This window comes from Ralstonia sp. SET104, from assembly GCF_003851545.1.
Taxonomy (GTDB): domain Bacteria; phylum Pseudomonadota; class Gammaproteobacteria; order Burkholderiales; family Burkholderiaceae; genus Ralstonia.
The window spans coordinates 16644-32511 of sequence record NZ_BHVX01000004.1; the positions used below are offsets into that span (position 1 = coordinate 16644).

General features: G+C 62.6%; 18 protein-coding genes. 11 read left to right on the top strand and 7 right to left on the bottom strand.

Annotated features, from left to right (window positions below):
• Nucleotides 1–238 precede the first annotated feature (238 nt).
• Together PSUB009319_RS06490 and PSUB009319_RS06495 are read left to right on the top strand one after the other, a co-directional pair.
• Complete coding sequence (locus PSUB009319_RS06490; protein ID WP_124381423.1) at nucleotides 239–1435, top strand: amino acid aminotransferase; 1197 nt, start codon at nucleotides 239–241, stop codon at nucleotides 1433–1435.
• Between the two features lie 215 nt (nucleotides 1436–1650).
• Nucleotides 1651–2922, top strand: coding sequence for a polyhydroxyalkanoate depolymerase (locus PSUB009319_RS06495; RefSeq protein WP_124381424.1), 1272 nt, complete (start codon nucleotides 1651–1653; stop codon nucleotides 2920–2922).
• Nucleotides 2923–3004: 82 nt separating this feature from the next.
• On the opposite strand, the gene PSUB009319_RS06500 is transcribed toward PSUB009319_RS06495, so the two are convergent.
• Complete coding sequence (locus tag PSUB009319_RS06500; protein WP_124381425.1) at nucleotides 3005–3700, bottom strand: TetR/AcrR family transcriptional regulator; 696 nt, start codon at nucleotides 3698–3700, stop codon at nucleotides 3005–3007.
• 140 nt (nucleotides 3701–3840) lie between these two features.
• Between PSUB009319_RS06500 and rsxB the strand changes: the two genes are divergently transcribed.
• From rsxB to PSUB009319_RS06515, 3 genes are all read left to right on the top strand, one after another.
• Nucleotides 3841–4671: an electron transport complex subunit RsxB gene (rsxB, locus tag PSUB009319_RS06505; protein WP_124381426.1), complete on the top strand. Its 831-nt coding sequence runs from the start codon at nucleotides 3841–3843 to the stop codon at nucleotides 4669–4671.
• A gap of 12 nt (nucleotides 4672–4683) precedes the next feature.
• Nucleotides 4684–5328, top strand: a complete 645-nt coding sequence (nth, locus tag PSUB009319_RS06510; protein ID WP_124381427.1) for an endonuclease III — start codon at nucleotides 4684–4686, stop codon at nucleotides 5326–5328.
• 126 nt (nucleotides 5329–5454) lie between these two features.
• Nucleotides 5455–6186, top strand: a complete 732-nt coding sequence (locus PSUB009319_RS06515) for an MBL fold metallo-hydrolase (protein ID WP_124381428.1) — start codon at nucleotides 5455–5457, stop codon at nucleotides 6184–6186.
• A gap of 61 nt (nucleotides 6187–6247) precedes the next feature.
• Here PSUB009319_RS06515 and PSUB009319_RS06520 read toward each other — a convergent pair whose 3' ends face one another.
• Complete coding sequence (locus PSUB009319_RS06520) at nucleotides 6248–6835, bottom strand: malonic semialdehyde reductase (RefSeq protein WP_124381429.1); 588 nt, start codon at nucleotides 6833–6835, stop codon at nucleotides 6248–6250.
• A 280-nt stretch (nucleotides 6836–7115) separates the two neighbouring features.
• Nucleotides 7116–8051 (bottom strand): DMT family transporter, encoded by a 936-nt coding sequence (locus PSUB009319_RS06525; RefSeq protein WP_124381430.1) that lies wholly within the window; start codon nucleotides 8049–8051, stop codon nucleotides 7116–7118.
• Nucleotides 8052–8167: 116 nt separating this feature from the next.
• Between PSUB009319_RS06525 and PSUB009319_RS06530 the strand changes: the two genes are divergently transcribed.
• Nucleotides 8168–8602, top strand: a complete 435-nt coding sequence (locus PSUB009319_RS06530; RefSeq protein WP_124381431.1) for a DUF1841 family protein — start codon at nucleotides 8168–8170, stop codon at nucleotides 8600–8602.
• A 69-nt stretch (nucleotides 8603–8671) separates the two neighbouring features.
• Here the strand turns inward: PSUB009319_RS06530 and PSUB009319_RS06535 are convergent, their stop codons facing one another.
• Together PSUB009319_RS06535 and PSUB009319_RS06540 are read right to left on the bottom strand one after the other, a co-directional pair.
• On the bottom strand, nucleotides 8672–9070 hold the full coding sequence (locus PSUB009319_RS06535; protein ID WP_124381432.1) for a cytochrome c: 399 nt from the start codon (nucleotides 9068–9070) through the stop codon (nucleotides 8672–8674).
• 11 nt (nucleotides 9071–9081) lie between these two features.
• A complete protein-coding gene (locus PSUB009319_RS06540) occupies nucleotides 9082–9441 on the bottom strand; it encodes a cytochrome c (RefSeq protein ID WP_124381433.1) in 360 nt (119 codons plus the stop codon).
• 300 nt (nucleotides 9442–9741) lie between these two features.
• On the opposite strand from PSUB009319_RS06540, the gene PSUB009319_RS06545 reads away from it, so the two are divergent.
• From PSUB009319_RS06545 to PSUB009319_RS06555, 3 genes are all read left to right on the top strand, one after another.
• Complete coding sequence (locus tag PSUB009319_RS06545) at nucleotides 9742–10635, top strand: MoxR family ATPase (RefSeq protein WP_124381434.1); 894 nt, start codon at nucleotides 9742–9744, stop codon at nucleotides 10633–10635.
• Between the two features lie 13 nt (nucleotides 10636–10648).
• Nucleotides 10649–11254 (top strand): GNAT family N-acetyltransferase, encoded by a 606-nt coding sequence (locus PSUB009319_RS06550; RefSeq protein WP_124381435.1) that lies wholly within the window; start codon nucleotides 10649–10651, stop codon nucleotides 11252–11254.
• Between the two features lie 92 nt (nucleotides 11255–11346).
• A complete protein-coding gene (locus PSUB009319_RS06555; protein ID WP_124381436.1) occupies nucleotides 11347–12522 on the top strand; it encodes a VWA domain-containing protein in 1176 nt (391 codons plus the stop codon).
• A 78-nt stretch (nucleotides 12523–12600) separates the two neighbouring features.
• Here PSUB009319_RS06555 and PSUB009319_RS06560 read toward each other — a convergent pair whose 3' ends face one another.
• Together PSUB009319_RS06560 and PSUB009319_RS06565 are read right to left on the bottom strand one after the other, a co-directional pair.
• Nucleotides 12601–13476, bottom strand: a complete 876-nt coding sequence (locus PSUB009319_RS06560; protein ID WP_124381437.1) for a spermidine synthase — start codon at nucleotides 13474–13476, stop codon at nucleotides 12601–12603.
• An 8-nt stretch (nucleotides 13477–13484) separates the two neighbouring features.
• On the bottom strand, nucleotides 13485–14243 hold the full coding sequence (locus tag PSUB009319_RS06565) for a tetratricopeptide repeat protein (protein ID WP_124381438.1): 759 nt from the start codon (nucleotides 14241–14243) through the stop codon (nucleotides 13485–13487).
• A 174-nt stretch (nucleotides 14244–14417) separates the two neighbouring features.
• Between PSUB009319_RS06565 and PSUB009319_RS06570 the strand changes: the two genes are divergently transcribed.
• Complete coding sequence (locus tag PSUB009319_RS06570; protein WP_124381439.1) at nucleotides 14418–14762, top strand: helix-turn-helix transcriptional regulator; 345 nt, start codon at nucleotides 14418–14420, stop codon at nucleotides 14760–14762.
• Nucleotides 14763–14782: 20 nt separating this feature from the next.
• Nucleotides 14783–15865, top strand: coding sequence for an SRPBCC domain-containing protein (locus PSUB009319_RS06575; protein ID WP_124381440.1), 1083 nt, complete (start codon nucleotides 14783–14785; stop codon nucleotides 15863–15865).
• Nucleotides 15866–15868: the final 3 nt, after the last annotated feature.

Genomic DNA, 15868 nt, shown 5'->3' on the forward strand with positions numbered 1-15868 from the left:
TGTAGCGCGCCGTATCGACGACCCGTAGCAATGGTTTGGACACCCGAACCGGCCCCATCTGTACCGGCCACCAAAACGCTTTGCACGCCTGTTCTGCAAGGTTTTCTCGGGCGATTAGAGTCCGTATTCGGTACAATTGCTCCCTTGTGTGAGCCGCACCGGGCAACCCGCCCCGGAGTCCGCGCCGCACCGCCTGCAAGATCCCACCGAATTCCGAACCAACCGATCGAGACAATTCATGTCGCTTTTCTCCGCCGTCGAACTGGCCCCGCGCGACCCCATCCTTGGCCTGAATGAAGCCTTCAACGCCGACACTCGCAGCACCAAAGTGAACCTGGGCGTGGGCGTGTACTTCACCGACGAAGGGAAAATTCCGGTGCTGCGCGCTGTACAGGAAGCCGAAAAGGCACGCCTGGCTGCTGCTGCCCCGCGCGGCTATCTGCCGATCGAAGGCATTGCCGCCTACGACCAGGCCGTGCAGAAGCTGCTGTTCGGCGCTGAATCGCCCCTCATCACCGAAGGCCGCGTGGTCACGGCGCAAGCCCTGGGCGGCACGGGCGCACTGAAGATCGGCGCCGACTTCCTCAAGCGCCTGTACCCGGACGCCAAGGTCGCCATTTCCGACCCGAGCTGGGAAAACCACCGCGCGCTGTTCGAGTCGGCCGGCTTTGAAGTCGTCAACTACGCGTACTACGATGCTCCGTCGCACGGCCTGAACTTTGCCGGCATGCTCGATTCGCTCAACAGCTACGCGCCGAACACAATCATCGTGCTGCACGCCTGCTGCCACAACCCGACCGGCGTGGACATGACCACCGACCAATGGAAGCAGGTCGTTGAAGTCATCAAGGCAAAGAACCTGATTCCGTTCCTCGACATGGCCTACCAAGGCTTTGCCGACGGCATCCAGCAAGACGGCCTGGCCGTGCGCCTGTTTGCTGAATCGGGCCTGTCGTTCTTCGTGTCCAGCTCGTTCTCGAAGTCGTTCTCGCTGTACGGCGAGCGCGTCGGTGCACTGTCGATCGTGACGACCAGCAAGGACGAAGCTGCCCGCGTGCTGTCGCAAGTCAAGCGCGTGATCCGCACGAACTACTCCAACCCGCCGACGCACGGTGGCACGGTGGTCGCCAGCGTGCTGAACAGCCCCGAGCTGCGCGCGATGTGGGAGCAGGAACTGGGCGAAATGCGCGATCGCATCAAGTCGATGCGCAACGCGCTGGTCGACAAGCTGGCCGCCAAGGGCGTGAAGACCGACTTTTCTTTCGTGAAGGCGCAGCGCGGCATGTTCTCGTACTCGGGCCTGAGCTCCGCGCAAGTGGATCGTCTGCGTACCGAGCACGGCATCTACGCCGTGTCGACCGGCCGCATCTGCGTGGCCGCGCTGAACACCCACAACATCGACGCGGTGGTAAACGCTATCGCTGATGTTCTGTAAGGTGATTCATACGTCGCTCATCTCAGAGCAATTGCAAAAAGAAAAGCGGCTTCGGCCGCTTTTTTGCTGCATCGGACTAGACTGACACGGGCGCATCATATAAGCGGCGCAACACTCTGTTATCAGGGTTTATGCTGCATCGCAGTAACCTGCGCCCAGGTGCATAATCGTTTGCGCACCTTGCCCCCTCGCCGCCACCACAGACCGGTCCAGCCATGCTTTACCAGCTTCACGAATTCCAGCGCGCCCTGCTCAGCCCCATGACGGCTTGGGCCCAAGCGACTGCCAAGACCTTCACTAACCCCTTGAGCCCGCTGTCCCTGATGCCTGGCGCACAACGCTACGCTGCGGGCTACGAACTGCTGTATCGCCTGGGCAAGGAGTACGAAAAGCCGGAATTCGGCATCCGCTCCGTCAAGTCCAACGGCCGCGACATCCCGATCGTCGAACAGACCATCGTCGAGAAGCCGTTCTGCCGCCTGATCCGCTTCAAGCGCTACGCCGACGACGCCGAGACCATCAAGCTGCTCAAGGATGAGCCCGTCGTGCTGGTGTGCGCGCCGCTGTCGGGCCACCACTCCACGCTGCTGCGCGACACCGTGCGCACGCTGCTGCAAGATCACAAGGTGTACGTCACCGACTGGATCGACGCCCGCATGGTGCCGGCCGAAGAAGGTGCCTTCCACTTGTCGGACTACATCAGCTATATCCGCGAATTTATCAACCACATCGGTGCTGACAAGCTGCACGTGATCTCGGTGTGTCAACCGACCGTGCCGGTGCTGGCGGCCATCTCGCTGATGGCCTCGGACGGCGAGAAAACGCCCCGCACCATGACCATGATGGGCGGCCCGATCGACGCGCGTAAGAGCCCGACCGCCGTCAACTCGCTGGCGACCAACAAGTCGCACAGTTGGTTCGAGAACAACGTGATCTATACGGTGCCGGCAAACTACCCGGGCCATGGTCGCAGGGTGTATCCGGGCTTCCTGCAGCATGCTGGCTTCGTGGCGATGAACCCGGACCGCCACGTGTCGTCACACTACGATTACTACCTGAACCTGATCGAAGGCGACACGGAAGACGCTGAAGCTCACGTGCGCTTCTACGACGAGTACAACGCCGTGCTCGACATGGCCGCCGAGTATTACCTGGAGACCATCCGCGACGTGTTCCAGGAATTCCACCTGGCCAACGGCACGTGGGTGGTGGAAGGCAAGCCGGTACGCCCGCAGGACATTAAGGGCACCGCGCTGTTCACCATCGAAGGCGAGCTGGACGACATCTCCGGCAGCGGCCAAACCGAAGCCGCGCATGGCCTGTGCAGCGGCATCCCGAAGGCACACAAGCAGCATCTGACGGCGCCCAAGTGCGGCCACTACGGCATCTTCTCGGGCCGCCGCTGGCGCGAGCAGGTGTATCCGCAGTTGCGCGATTTCATCCGCCGCTACGACGAGAACGCACCACGCTTCAAGGCTGTCGCCTGAGTCTGAAGCACACAAGAAAAAGCCTCGCTTCTTGCGAGGCTTTTTTGCGCGATGACACTTCACTTCGGTCAATTCACGTCGATCAATCCTTGGGCCGATCCAGATATGCCAGCAGCATCTTGATATGCAGTTGTGCAAACGCCTCGTGTTCATCGGCCGAGGCAATATCGCGGCCCACCACGGCGCTGATCGTGTAGCGGTTGGACAGCACGTAATAACCCAGCGCCGAGATCGTCAGATACAGGCGCGACACATCGATATCGTCGCGGAAGATGCCGGTACGCTGACCACGATCTACCACACCACGGAGCACGTCGATGACCGGATTGACCAGCTCCACCAAGTGCGGCGACGTCTTCAGGTGCCGCGCTTCGTGCAGGTTTTCACTGTTGAGCAGGCGGATGAACTCGGGATTCTCGTAGTAGAAATCCCAGACGAAACGCGCGAGTTGGATGACTGCCTCACGCGGGTCCGACGACTCGATCTGCACCTGCTCTTCCGCCTCTTTAAAGCGAAAGTACATGTGCTCGAGCACAGTCAGGAAGAGCTTTTCCTTGCTGCCGTAGTAGTAATAGAGCATGCGCTCATTGGTCTCGGCGCGGCGGGCGATGGCGTCGACACGGGCACCAGCAAAGCCGCCGCGCGAGAACTCTTCAACAGCAGCAGCGAGGATGCGTCGGCGCGTGCCGGCAGGGTCGCGACGCGCGCGGGGTGCGGCGGATTCGCCCAGGGCATCGGCTTCGATATCCGGGAGCGGCGCGGCTGGATGAGGCGACATGGCACGTCGGTCCGTTGAGAACGCGGGAATTATGTCATAGGGTTACGACATGCTCCCCGCACGCGATGTCAGGGCATGCACGCCTTGCACGGTGACCAAATCGGCGATAATGGCAGGCTATTCAAACGACAAGTCCCACCGTGGTTTCCTTGGTCCCCGCATTGGCCGCATCGCTGGCCGACCGGCTCGAAAACCTCCTGCCACAAACGCAATGCACCAAGTGCGGCTACAACGGTTGCCGCCCCTACGCGCAAGCTATGGCCAGCGGCGAAGCGCTGCCCAACCGCTGCCCGCCTGGCGGTGTGGAAGGCATCCGCCGCCTGTCTGACGCACTCGGTCGTGCGGGTGATCTGTTGCCACTGGACCCCGCTAACGGCATCGAGCAACCGCGTGCGGTGGCCGTCATCGACCCGCAACGCTGCATCGGTTGCACGCTCTGCATCCAGGCGTGTCCGGTGGACGCCATCGTCGGCGCACCCAAGGCGATGCACATGGTGCTCGAAGACTGGTGCACCGGCTGCGACCTCTGCGTGCCGCCCTGCCCGGTCGACTGCATCGACATGATCCCCATCACCGGCGGGCGCACCGGTTGGGACGCGTGGAGCCAAGAGCAGGCCGACGTCGCCCGCGACCGCTACGTCTTCCGCAACGCACGCCTGCAACGTGAACAGGCCGAAAACGAGGCGCGTCTGGCTGCCAAAGCCGCCGCCAAGCTGGCCGCCGTGAGTGCCGAACAACCCGCTGATGACGCTGAACTCGCCGCACAGGCGCGCAAGAAAGCGATCATCCAGGCCGCTATCGAACGCGCACGCCAGAAGCAGGCCGACATGGCCGCGCGCGGGCAAGGGCCGCGCAACGTGACCGACGTGCCTGCGGATGTGCAAGCCCAGATCGATGAAGCCGAAGCCCGCCGCAAGCGCGTCGCAGACCAGATCAAGCACAGCGCCAAACCCGACGCCGACAAACCCTGACGACGCCCGACGATGAATCCCGCCAAGCGCTACGCCATCTTCGAGACCCTGCGCGAGAACAACCCGACGCCGACCACCGAACTGGAGTACACCACGCCGTTCGAGTTGCTGATTGCGGTACTGCTCTCCGCACAGGCGACCGACGTGGGCGTGAACAAGGCGACGCGCAAGCTGTTTCCGGTGGCCAACACGCCCGCCAAGCTGCTGGCGTTGGGCGAGGAAGGCATCACCGAATACATCAAGACCATCGGCCTGTACCGCACCAAGTGCAAGCACATCCTGCAGACGTGCCGCATTCTGCTCGACCAGTACGGTGGTGAAGTCCCGCGTGACCGCGCAGCGCTGGAAGAACTGCCCGGTGTGGGCCGCAAGACGGCCAATGTGGTAATGAACACGGCTTTCGGCGAGCCGACCATCGCAGTGGACACGCATATCTTCCGCGTGGCCAACCGTACCGGGTTGGCGCCAGGCAAGAACGTGCTGGAAGTCGAGCTGAAACTGCTGAAGGTGGTGCCGGAAGAATTCCGCCAGGACGCGCACCACTGGCTGATTTTGCACGGGCGTTACGTGTGCAAGGCGCGCAAGCCCGAATGCTGGCACTGCGCGATCGAGCCGCTGTGCGAGTTCCGGCCGAAAACGCCTGCGCCGAAGGAATGAGCACCGCAGGTTCGCCGCCTCCCATTAACGGCATCACTGCTTGAGACGACGTACAGGCTCCCGAATTTCCGCCACCACGCTGCCTATAATGACCAGCACCCTTGCGTCAGACCTTGGAGGTGGCGAATGGCGATCACGAACCCAACGTCGGGAACGAATGTGCACGAAGTTGCCGACGGCATCTACCGCATCAACACGCCGGTCCAGATCCCGGGCGCGGGTGCCTTTTCGTTCAACCAGTACCTCATCGCAGACGACACGCCGCTGCTGTTTCACACCGGCCCGCGCAAGATGTTTCCGCTCGTGCAGGAGGCGGTTGCCAGCGTATTGCCGGTCGATCAGCTTCGCTATATCGCCTTCTCTCACGTCGAAGCCGACGAGTGCGGCTCGCTCAACGAGTGGCTGCGTGTCGCGCCTCAGTCCGTGCCGTTGTGCGGGTCGGTTGCCGCACTTGTGTCGATCGGGGATCTTGCGGATCGGGCGCCCAAAGCACTCGCCGACGGAGAAACGGTCGCCTTGGGAAGGCATCGCGTTCGCTGGCTCGACACCCCGCATCTCCCGCATGCCTGGGAATGTGGGTTCCTGATCGAAGACAGCACGCGCACCCTGCTCTGCGGTGACCTTTTCACCCAACCCGGTGCAGGCCTGCCGCCGCTGACCGAGTCGGACATTCTCGGGCCCAGCGAGGCCTTCCGGCATCAACTGGATTACTACTCGCACACCATGGGCGCCCAGCCGCTGTTCGAGAAACTGATCGCTACCGAGCCGACCACCCTGGCCTGCATGCACGGCAGCGCGTGGCGCGGCGATGGTGCAAAACTGCTGCGTACGCTGATGAACGCGTTGTCCATCCAGTAAAAAAGCCCCTGCGATTTCTCACAGGGGCTTGATCGACGATCGCGCTTCAGCGATCAGGCAATCAGACGATCTTGCACGCCTCTTCGAACGACAGGCGCGGGTTGCGCGGGTGCAGCTTTTCCGCATCGCCGTAGCCGATGTTCATGATGAAGTTGACCTTCCATTGGCCATCGGGGAAGAACGTCTCGTTGACCTTGCTGGCATCAAAGCCGGCCATCGGGCCGCAATCCAGACCCAACGCGCGCGCGGCGAGCACGAGGTAGCCGCCCTGCAGCGAGCCATTCATCAGCGCGGCCGCATTGATCTTGGCCTGGTCGCCGGCGTACCACGAACGCGCATCGGTGTGCGGGAACAGCTTGGGCAGTTGCTCGTGGAATTGCGTGTCGTACGCAACGATCACGGCTACGGGCGCCTGGCGGGTCTTTTCCTGATTGCCGGCCGACATGCACGGAATCAGGCGCTCCTTGGCAGCAGCGCTCTTGACGAACACGAAGCGGGCCGGCGTGCTGTTGGCGGCGGTCGGGCCGTATTTCACGGTGTCGTACAGCGTGTGCAGCAGTTCGTCGTCGACCGGCTTGTCGAGCCACACGTTGTGGGTACGGGCTGCGTGGAACAGTTGGTCCAGCACGGACGGTTCAAGCATGGGCATTGCAAGGTGCTCCGGGAAAGAGTTGAGGAGCGCATTGTAATGCGCCGTATCCGCGCGTGCCGGACACCTGCACGCACCGGATGGGCATCCGGCTCCCATCAGTTGCACCGGATCTCTATAAAAAAACTATAAAAAAACGTATGCCTTCTTTGTATTTAATCGCACGTATTGCGGCGCCACATTGCCTGGGCATGGTCATTTTTACAGCCAATCGCGTGCGATGAAAAACGGCCCTTTACACGGCTTGCTTACGAACTTTTCTTTTGGCATCACGCCAACATCAGGCCATATCCTCCGTCTCATGGCCCGAAGGCTTAGCATCCGCACGCGTGAGCCACAGCACCCCGGCCAGGATCAGCACGCCGCCCGTCATCTGTGTGGGCACAATCGATTCACCGAGCAACAACGCCGCCAGCAGCACCGTGACCACGGGCTCCAACGTGGACAGCATTGACGCCTGCGCCGCCCCCAGCTTTTGCAACCCGGCAAAGAAAGTCAGGATCGCCACCACCGTCGACAAGCCGGCAATGGCCAGCGCCGCCGCCCAACCGCCGAATGTGCCGGGCAAGTGTGCGGGCGCGCCGGCCAGGGCCATGCCCGTGTACACCACCGCCGCCGCGGCGCAGATGACAGTCGTGCTCGCCAGCGGGTCCAGCCCACGCGTCACACGCGCGCCGACCGTGATGTAAATCGAGTAGATCACCGCTGACGCCACACCCAGCGCAATGCCAAGCATGCTGCCGCCTGACAGTCCCGCACCGCCCACCGTGAGCCCCGCGCCGACCGAGCACAACACAAGCGCGATGATCGCCGTCGTGGTCAGCCGCTCGCGCAAGAAAATCGCGGCCAGCATCGTGACGAACATCGGATACAGATACAGCAGCAGCGCCACCAGGCTGGCCGGCGCGTAATTCAACGCTGTGAAGAATGCGAACGACTGCCCCGCATAACCGATACCGCCCATGGCCGCCAGCCCCGCCACGCGCGACCACGGCGGTATGCCAATACGGCGCGCGCGCATCACCACCATCAGCGCCACAGCCGCGATGACAAAGCGGAGCATCAGCAAGCCCACCACATTGGCGCCGCTCGCATAGGCGTAGTGCGTGAAGATGGCCATCGCGCCGAACGATGCTGCGGACACGGCGATCAGCAGCACGCCTAGCAGCTTGTCAGCGGCGCGTGCAGCGAGGTTGGAATCGGTGGCTTGTCTCATGGCGTGCGGCGTTTTGTATGAGATCGCCGTCTGCGGGTGCGGGGCGCCATTGTAGCGTTGGCGTCGCCTGAAACCGCCCGGCAGACATCAAGGCGCGCCGGTACAATGGCGAGATTATGTTCAATCCCTCCCGCGACGAAGTCCGTCAATTCTTCTGCGGCGCGTGGCGCAAGCACCGTCAGGCAGAAATCCTCACGCCGCTCGAAGCCATGGCACTCGACTGGATGCTGCAGCATCCCGAATACCACGACACGCTGGAAGCCGGCGACGAAGCCCTCACCCGCGACTACACGCCCGAGAGCGGCCAGAGCAACCCGTTCCTGCACCTGTCGATGCATCTGTCGATCAGCGAGCAGGTGTCGGTGGACCAGCCGCGCGGCATTCGTGCGGCGTATGAGGCTCTGGCGCAGCGGCTGGATTCACCGCACGAAGCGCAGCATCAGGTCATGGAATGCCTTGGCCAGATGCTATGGACGGCGCAGCGCACCGGCTTGCCGCCCGACGGCGAAGGCTATATCGAATGCGTGCGCAAGCGCGCCACTGCCCGCTAAGCGTTCGAGTCATCCGCCCAACAAAAAACCGCTCCGAAGAGCGGTTTTTCTTTGCCTGCAAATACCCGATTACTTCTTGAGCACCAGCGAACCTGGCAGCGATTCGATATACGCGGCAATGTCCTTCAACTCCGCCTGCGTGAACGGACGCGGCTTACCGTCGGCGCCGATGGTGGCGGGGTTGCTGTTGACCTGACCGGCCATGATGGCGTTGCTGCGGCCCACCAGCGGGTTGTTGCTGGTCTGGTAGGCCAGCAGTGCGTGATAGATGTAGTCGCCGTGCTGGCCGGCGAGCTTCGGGTAGTCCGGCGAAATCGGGGCATTCAGGCCCGCACCGTGGCAGGCCGCGCACGTGCCCTTCTCCACCAGTTGCTTGCCCTTCTCCAGATCAGCAGCCTGTGCCGACAAGGCAGCGCCCAGGATCAACGCGCCAAGAGTGACCGAGGTTGCGAGCGAAATCTTCTTCATGTTCGTCCTCGTCACTTCTGGGGGTTGTTTTGGGTGGCGGCCGTCTGCTGCGAGTAGTACGCAGCGAGGTTGGCGATGTCCTGGTCCGTCAGCGACCCGGCAATGGCGCGCATGGTCGGGTGCTTGCGGTCACCCTTCTGATACGCATGCAGCGCGCTTTCGATGTACTTGGCGTTCTGGCCGCCCAGATAGGGCACGCGATACACCTCGGGGAACGACGTCTTGTAGTCGGGAATGGCATGGCAGCCGATACACATGGCGACCTTGTTCTCGGCGGCAGCCGCGTTGCCCTGAACGTCGGCTGCTGTGGCTGACGCGGCCAGCGCGCTGAATGCGCCAAACGCGGCCACCATGGTGAGGATCTTTTTCATCTCGTTCTTAAGCGTGGAGTTTCAGAATCCTGCTCGCCCTGCCTGCCTGCTTGGCTTGCCAGCCGGCTGTCTCGCTGGGCGCGTTCACCCGCCGTTGGCAAGAAGCCATAGGACGGTCGTTTGAGGTGCGTCAAACCGGCGCATTGTAGCGCACTGCTTTTTTTCCAGTCCAGTTAGGGGACCCGTGACTTGACAGCGCGGAATGGCACGGCGCCCGCCCTGGCGCTGCCCGGCGGCAAACGCCCAAATGCTCTTATACTGGCCGTTTTCGATTCCTTTACCGCTCAGTAGGCTTGCCCGATGAATCCTACCTCGACGTCCACTACGCCCAAACAGGCCGCACGTTTCGAAGGCTCCGACCAGTACGTTGCCACCGATGACCTCAAGCTCGCCGTCAACGCCTCGATGACGCTGCAACGCCCCCTGCTCATCAAGGGCGAGCCGGGTACAGGCAAGACCATGCTGGCCGAGGAAGTGGCCGCCGCGCTGGGCATGCCGCTGCTGCAGTGGCACGTGAAATCCACCACCAAGGCGCAGCAGGGCCTGTACGAATACGACGCCGTGTCGCGCCTGCGCGACTCTCAGTTGGGCGACAAGGAAAGTAGCAACCGGGTCCACGACATCCGCAACTACATCGTCAAGGGCGTGCTGTGGCAGGCCTTCGAGGCCAACGAGCCCGTCGTTCTGCTGATCGACGAGATCGACAAGGCCGACATCGAATTCCCGAACGACCTGCTGCGCGAGCTGGATCGCATGGAGTTCTACGTGTACGAAACGCGCGAGACCATCCGCGCCCGCCACCGTCCGCTCGTCATCATCACGTCGAACAACGAGAAGGAGTTGCCCGACGCCTTCCTGCGCCGCTGCTTCTTCCACTACATCAAATTTCCGGATGCGGACACGATGCAGGCCATCGTCGACGTGCACTATCCGGGCATCAAGCCCGCGCTGGTCAAGGCCGCGCTGGACGCGTTCTACGAGATGCGCAACCTGCCGGGGTTGAAAAAGAAACCATCGACCTCCGAGCTGATTGACTGGCTCAAGCTGCTGCTGGCGGAGGATATTCCCCCGGAATCGCTGCGCAGCCAGGACAAGAACGCCGCGATTCCGCCGCTGCACGGCGCGCTGCTCAAGAACGAGCAGGACGTGCACCTGTTCGAGCGGCTGGTCTTCATGAACCGCGCGAACCGCTGAACGGGGCCCGACGATGCCGCGCCTGATCGAGCCCGTCACCCTGTCCGGCCAGCACGCCTGGCTGGAACCGCTCGGCCCGGAACACATGGACGAAGTCCGCGCCGCGGTCGCGGACGGTGACTTGTGGAAGCTTTGGTACACCTCGGTGCCCGAACCCGAGAAAGTTGGCGATTGGCTGGCGATTGCGCTGGACATGCGTGAACGGTTGGGGGCCATGCCGTTTGTCGTGCGCGAGATGCGCGATGGGCAACCGGGCAGGGTCGTCGGTGCCACGCGCTTCTTCAACGTGGACGAGGCCAACCGCCGGCTGGAGATCGGGCACACGTGGTACGCCAAATCGGTACAGCGCACGGCCATCAACACGGAATGCAAGCTGTTGTTGCTCACCCACGCTTTTGAGACGCTGCACTGCATTGCTGTGGAATTCCGCACGCACTGGATGAACCACCAGAGCCGCGCCGCCATCGCCCGCTTGGGCGCCAAGCAGGACGGCGTGCTGCGCAATCACCAGCGCATGCCGGATGGCAGCTTCCGGGACACGGTCGTGTTCTCCATCATCGCGTCGGAATGGCTCACGGTGAAACGCCATCTGCAATACAAGCTGGAGCTGCCGCGATGAACCCGTGGCTGCTACTCGCCGGTATTGGCATGGTGGTGGGCGGCGTGGCGCTGCTGAACCTGAGCGGCACATCACACTGAGCAGGAGACAACATGCTCATCGATTTCTTCTTCACCTTGCGGCACGCCAAGCTGCCGGTCTCGGTCAAGGAATACTTGACGCTGCTTGAGGGCCTCAAGCAGCAGGTCATCGCGCCGTCACTCGACGAGTTCTACTTCCTGGCGCGCATGACGCTGGTGAAGGACGAGAAGCACTTCGACAAGTTCGACCAAGCCTTCGGTGCGTACTTCAAGGGCATGGAAAGCGCGGTCGATTGGCGTGCAGACATTCCGCTCGACTGGCTCATCAAGAAGCTCGAGCGCGAACTCTCGCCGGAAGAGAAAGCGAAGATCGAAGCCATGGGCGGCCTCGACAAGCTCATGGAGCGCCTGAAGGCGCTGCTGAATGAGCAACACGAGCGCCACGAAGGCGGCAGCAAGTGGATCGGCACGGGCGGCACGTCGCCGTTCGGGCACGGTGGCTACAACCCGGAAGGCATCCGCATCGGCGGGCCATCGAAGGGCAACCGCACGGCGGTCAAGGTGTGGGAAGCGCGTGCGTATAAGGACTACGACGATACCGTCGAACTCGGCACGCGCAACATCAAGGTGGCGCTGCGCCGTCTGCGCAAGTTCGCACGTGATGGTGCCGACATCGAGCTGGACCTGGACGACACCATCCACTCCACCGCCGCCAATGCCGGCATGCTCGACATCAAGATGCGCCCCGAGCGGCACAACAACGTCAAGGTGCTGATGCTGATGGACGTGGGCGGCTCGATGGACGACCACATCAAACGTGTGGAAGAACTCTTCTCCGCCGCCAAGACCGAATTCAAGCACCTGGAGTACTACTACTTCCACAATTGCGTGTACGAGCATCTGTGGAAGAACAACCGCCGCCGCCACGCGGAGCGCTTTTCCACGTGGGATGTCATCCGCAAGTACCCGCCCGACTACAAGCTGATCTTCGTGGGCGACGCGACGATGAGCCCGTACGAAATCCTGCAGGCCGGTGGCTCGGTCGAATACAACAACGCAGAAGCCGGTGCCGTCTGGCTCAAGCGGCTGATTGAGCAGTTCCCGAAGTTCGTCTGGCTCAACCCTGAGCCGGAAGGCCTGTGGGAATACCGCCAATCCATCTCGGTCATCAACCAGATCGTGAAGACGCGGATGTATCCGGTCACGATTGCCGGGTTGGAATCGGCAATGCGGTTGCTGTCCAAGTAATGTTGTGGGGGGATCGATTATGTGTTTCTGATCGATCCCTTGGCTCACCCCCTGCCGGGGTGAACCTCAAGCAAAAACTCAAATCACCAGCCCGTCTTCCTGTCCGGCATTGGCGTTGCGCAGCCCTTCTGCCCAACCCTTGGTTGGCAGCTTGAGCGATGCCTGCAGCGCCGCAGCCCGCTTCTGCACAGCCTCCCAACTCACCTTCAACGGCGGCCCATTGAACGCCAGCGCAATCACATTCCCGTCATGCACTTCGGGGAAGACGAGCACACGGTTGTCGAACGCGTCGCAAATCCGCTCTATATTGCGCGGGAAGCTGGTGTGGTCGCCAAACAGGTTGATCGTCATCACGCCCGGCGAACGCAGCACCTGACGGCAGGCCTTGTAGAACGCAGGCGTATCCAGCACGGGGCCACGCGCCGTGGCGTCGTACAGATCGATCTGCAGGGCATCGACGGTGCCGTGGTGGCTGGCGTCTGTCACCCAGTCGTAGGCGTCCTGTTCGAGCACGCTCAAGCGTGCGTCGTCGAACGGCATGCCGAACATGCTGCGCGCTGCGACGATGACCGACGGGTTCAACTCCACTGCCGTAACCTGCGCGGGCGCAAGCTGGCGGTGGCAGAACTTGGTCAGCGCTGCGGCACCCAGGCCGAGTTGCACGACATGGAAATCCGGGCGCGCAGCCGGATCAAGAAACAGCATCCACGCCATCATCTGCTGGGCGTATTCCAACTCGATGGCGTCGGGCTTGGACAGGCGCATGGCGCCCTGCACCCACTCGGTGCCAAAGTGCAGATAGCGCACGCCCGCTAGTTCAGAAAACGTGACCGGCGCAAAGCGCGGCGCCATGCGCTTCGGTTCGTCATCGTGGTTCATGCGGTCTTCGCGTTTGGCGCGGGCCGGGCGGCGCGAGGCAACGGCCTCGATGGACTTGCGTTTCAACAGTGTCATAAATCGGATCAACGGGAAGCAGACTGAGCGGCCGCAGCGCGCTGCAGCCATTCGCGATTGTGGTCTTTGGCGTAGCGCGTCCAGTGCTTGGCATCGCGCAGGATTTCTTCGAACAAGGCTTGGGCGCGTTGCTTGTCGGCGTCGTTCTTCTGGTCGAGCAGCCATTCGCCGAAGAGGCAGCGGGCAGCGGCATCGTTGGCGCAGGTCAGCGCTTGCTCGAACGCTTCACGCGTATTCGGCGCGTTCGTCGCAGCCAATGCGCGTGCGTACAGCAGTGTCGGATCAGGCTGCTGACGCGTCACGCGATGCGCTTCGAACAGCTTGTCGAGCGTGCCTTTGGCGAGTGCTGCATCGCCGGTGGCGAACTGCGTGCGGGCCAAGCCCAACAGCACTGCCGGATCGCCGGCAAACGGGCCAGTGGCGGCCTGCTCGAAGTGCTGGCGCGCCTGCTTGGCATCGCCGGCTTCCAGCAGCGCTTCACCCAGGCGCAGGCGGTGTTGTACGGTCGGCGCACGATCGAAGTCGTTGCGGGCCTCGCGCACGGCGCGGTTCGGGTCGATCAGTTGCGTCACGGCACGGCTGGCAACGCGGGCACCGCGCGAGTGACGCATCTCCGGCAGATAGATCGCAAAGAAATACACCACGCTGCCCAGCAACGGAAACGCAAAAAGGATGAACAGCCAATACATGTTCTGGTTGCTGCGCACGACATGCACGGCAAAGAACAACGCGACGATGACGTGAAACCCGATTCCAAGAAACGGCATGTGAAGACCCGAAAGTGAAATGCACCGACACTCCCCGCGCCGGCCACGGGCGCGATTGTGACAGATGCGCCGGCGCGCGGTCGTGACCTGTTCTTAACGCTTGCACATCGAGCGCCTTCAACGCCGCATGTAACGGCCCTTGACACACATTTAACCAGTTAGTTAAATGAACGCATGCCGACATCAGACGACACCCTTTCGACCGTATTCGCTGCCTTGGCCGATCCGACCCGCCGAGCGATCCTCGCGCGCCTGGCCGAAGGCGAAGCCCCCGTCAGCGAGCTTGCCCGCCCGTTCGACATGTCCGCCCCGGCCATTTCCAAGCACCTGCGCGTGTTGGCCGAGGCCGGGCTGATCGAGCGCGAAATCAACGCGCGCTGGCGTATCTGCCATCTGCGCTCTGATGCCCTGCGCGATGCGCATGGCTGGCTTGAGCGTTATCGCCTGCATTGGGAGGGCAACCTGGATCGCCTGGTCGCCTTTGTCGAGCAAACTCAAACCCCACCCACCAAAGATTGACGCAAGCCCCGGAGACCATCATGGACCGTGCTGCCACATTCGAACTGGAGATGACCCGCCACATCCGCGCGCCGCGCGAGCGGGTGTTCGATGCTTTTACCGATCAGGCGGCACTGGCGGCGTGGCACTGCCCGCGCGGCATGGGCGTCACCCAAGCCACCGCCGATGCGCGTGTAGGCGGCCAATACCGCATCGTCATGGGTGGGCGCGATGGCGCCAGATACATCGCCGCGGGGGAATACCAGACGCTCGATCGCGCCAACTTCCTCGCCTACACGTGGTGGTGGGAAGCTGGATCATTGCCGCCCGAACTGAAGACGCTGATTGAAGTCACGCTGACCGACAAAGACGGCGGCACCGATCTGCACATGCGCCACACCGGCTTCCCGGATGCGCTGGCACGCGACGGCCACATGGGCGGCTGGCAATCTGTCTTCAACCGCCTGAACGATTACCTGGACCCCGACGGCACAGCCGGCACCGTCACCGTGTACGGCAACCCGCGCAGCTCCTACTGCCGCACGGTACGCATGGCACTTGCCGAAAAAGGCGTGCCCTACAAGCTCAACCCGCTAGCGCCGCACACGCCGGAGCTGGTCGCACATAATCCGTTTGGCCGCGTGCCGGCGTTCAGTGATGGTCCGATCGAGTTCTATGAAACGCGCGCCATCCTCGGTTACATCGACGAAGCCTTCGACGGCCCGAGCCTGCTGCCGCAATGGGGCGCCACCGCCCACGCACGCGGCGAGCAATGGATCAGCCTGATCAACTGCCATGCGTACGACACGATGGTGCGCCGCTACGTGCTGCAGTACATCTTCCCCAAGGGTGCGGACGGACAACCCGAGCGCGCCACCATCGACGCCGCCCTGCCGGAAATGGCCACCCAACTGCAGGTGCTCGACCAGGCGTACGGCGAACGCGATTTCCTGGTCGGCAACACGCTGTCGATGGCCGACCTGTTCCTCGCGCCGATCGTGATGTCTCTGGAGATGTTTCCCGAGAGCAAGGCGCTGCTGGAGCGCTGCCCGAACATCCGCCGCGCGCAGGCCGTCATTCGAGAACGGCCGAGCTACGCCGCTACGCTGCCGCAGCCGGGTTGATCG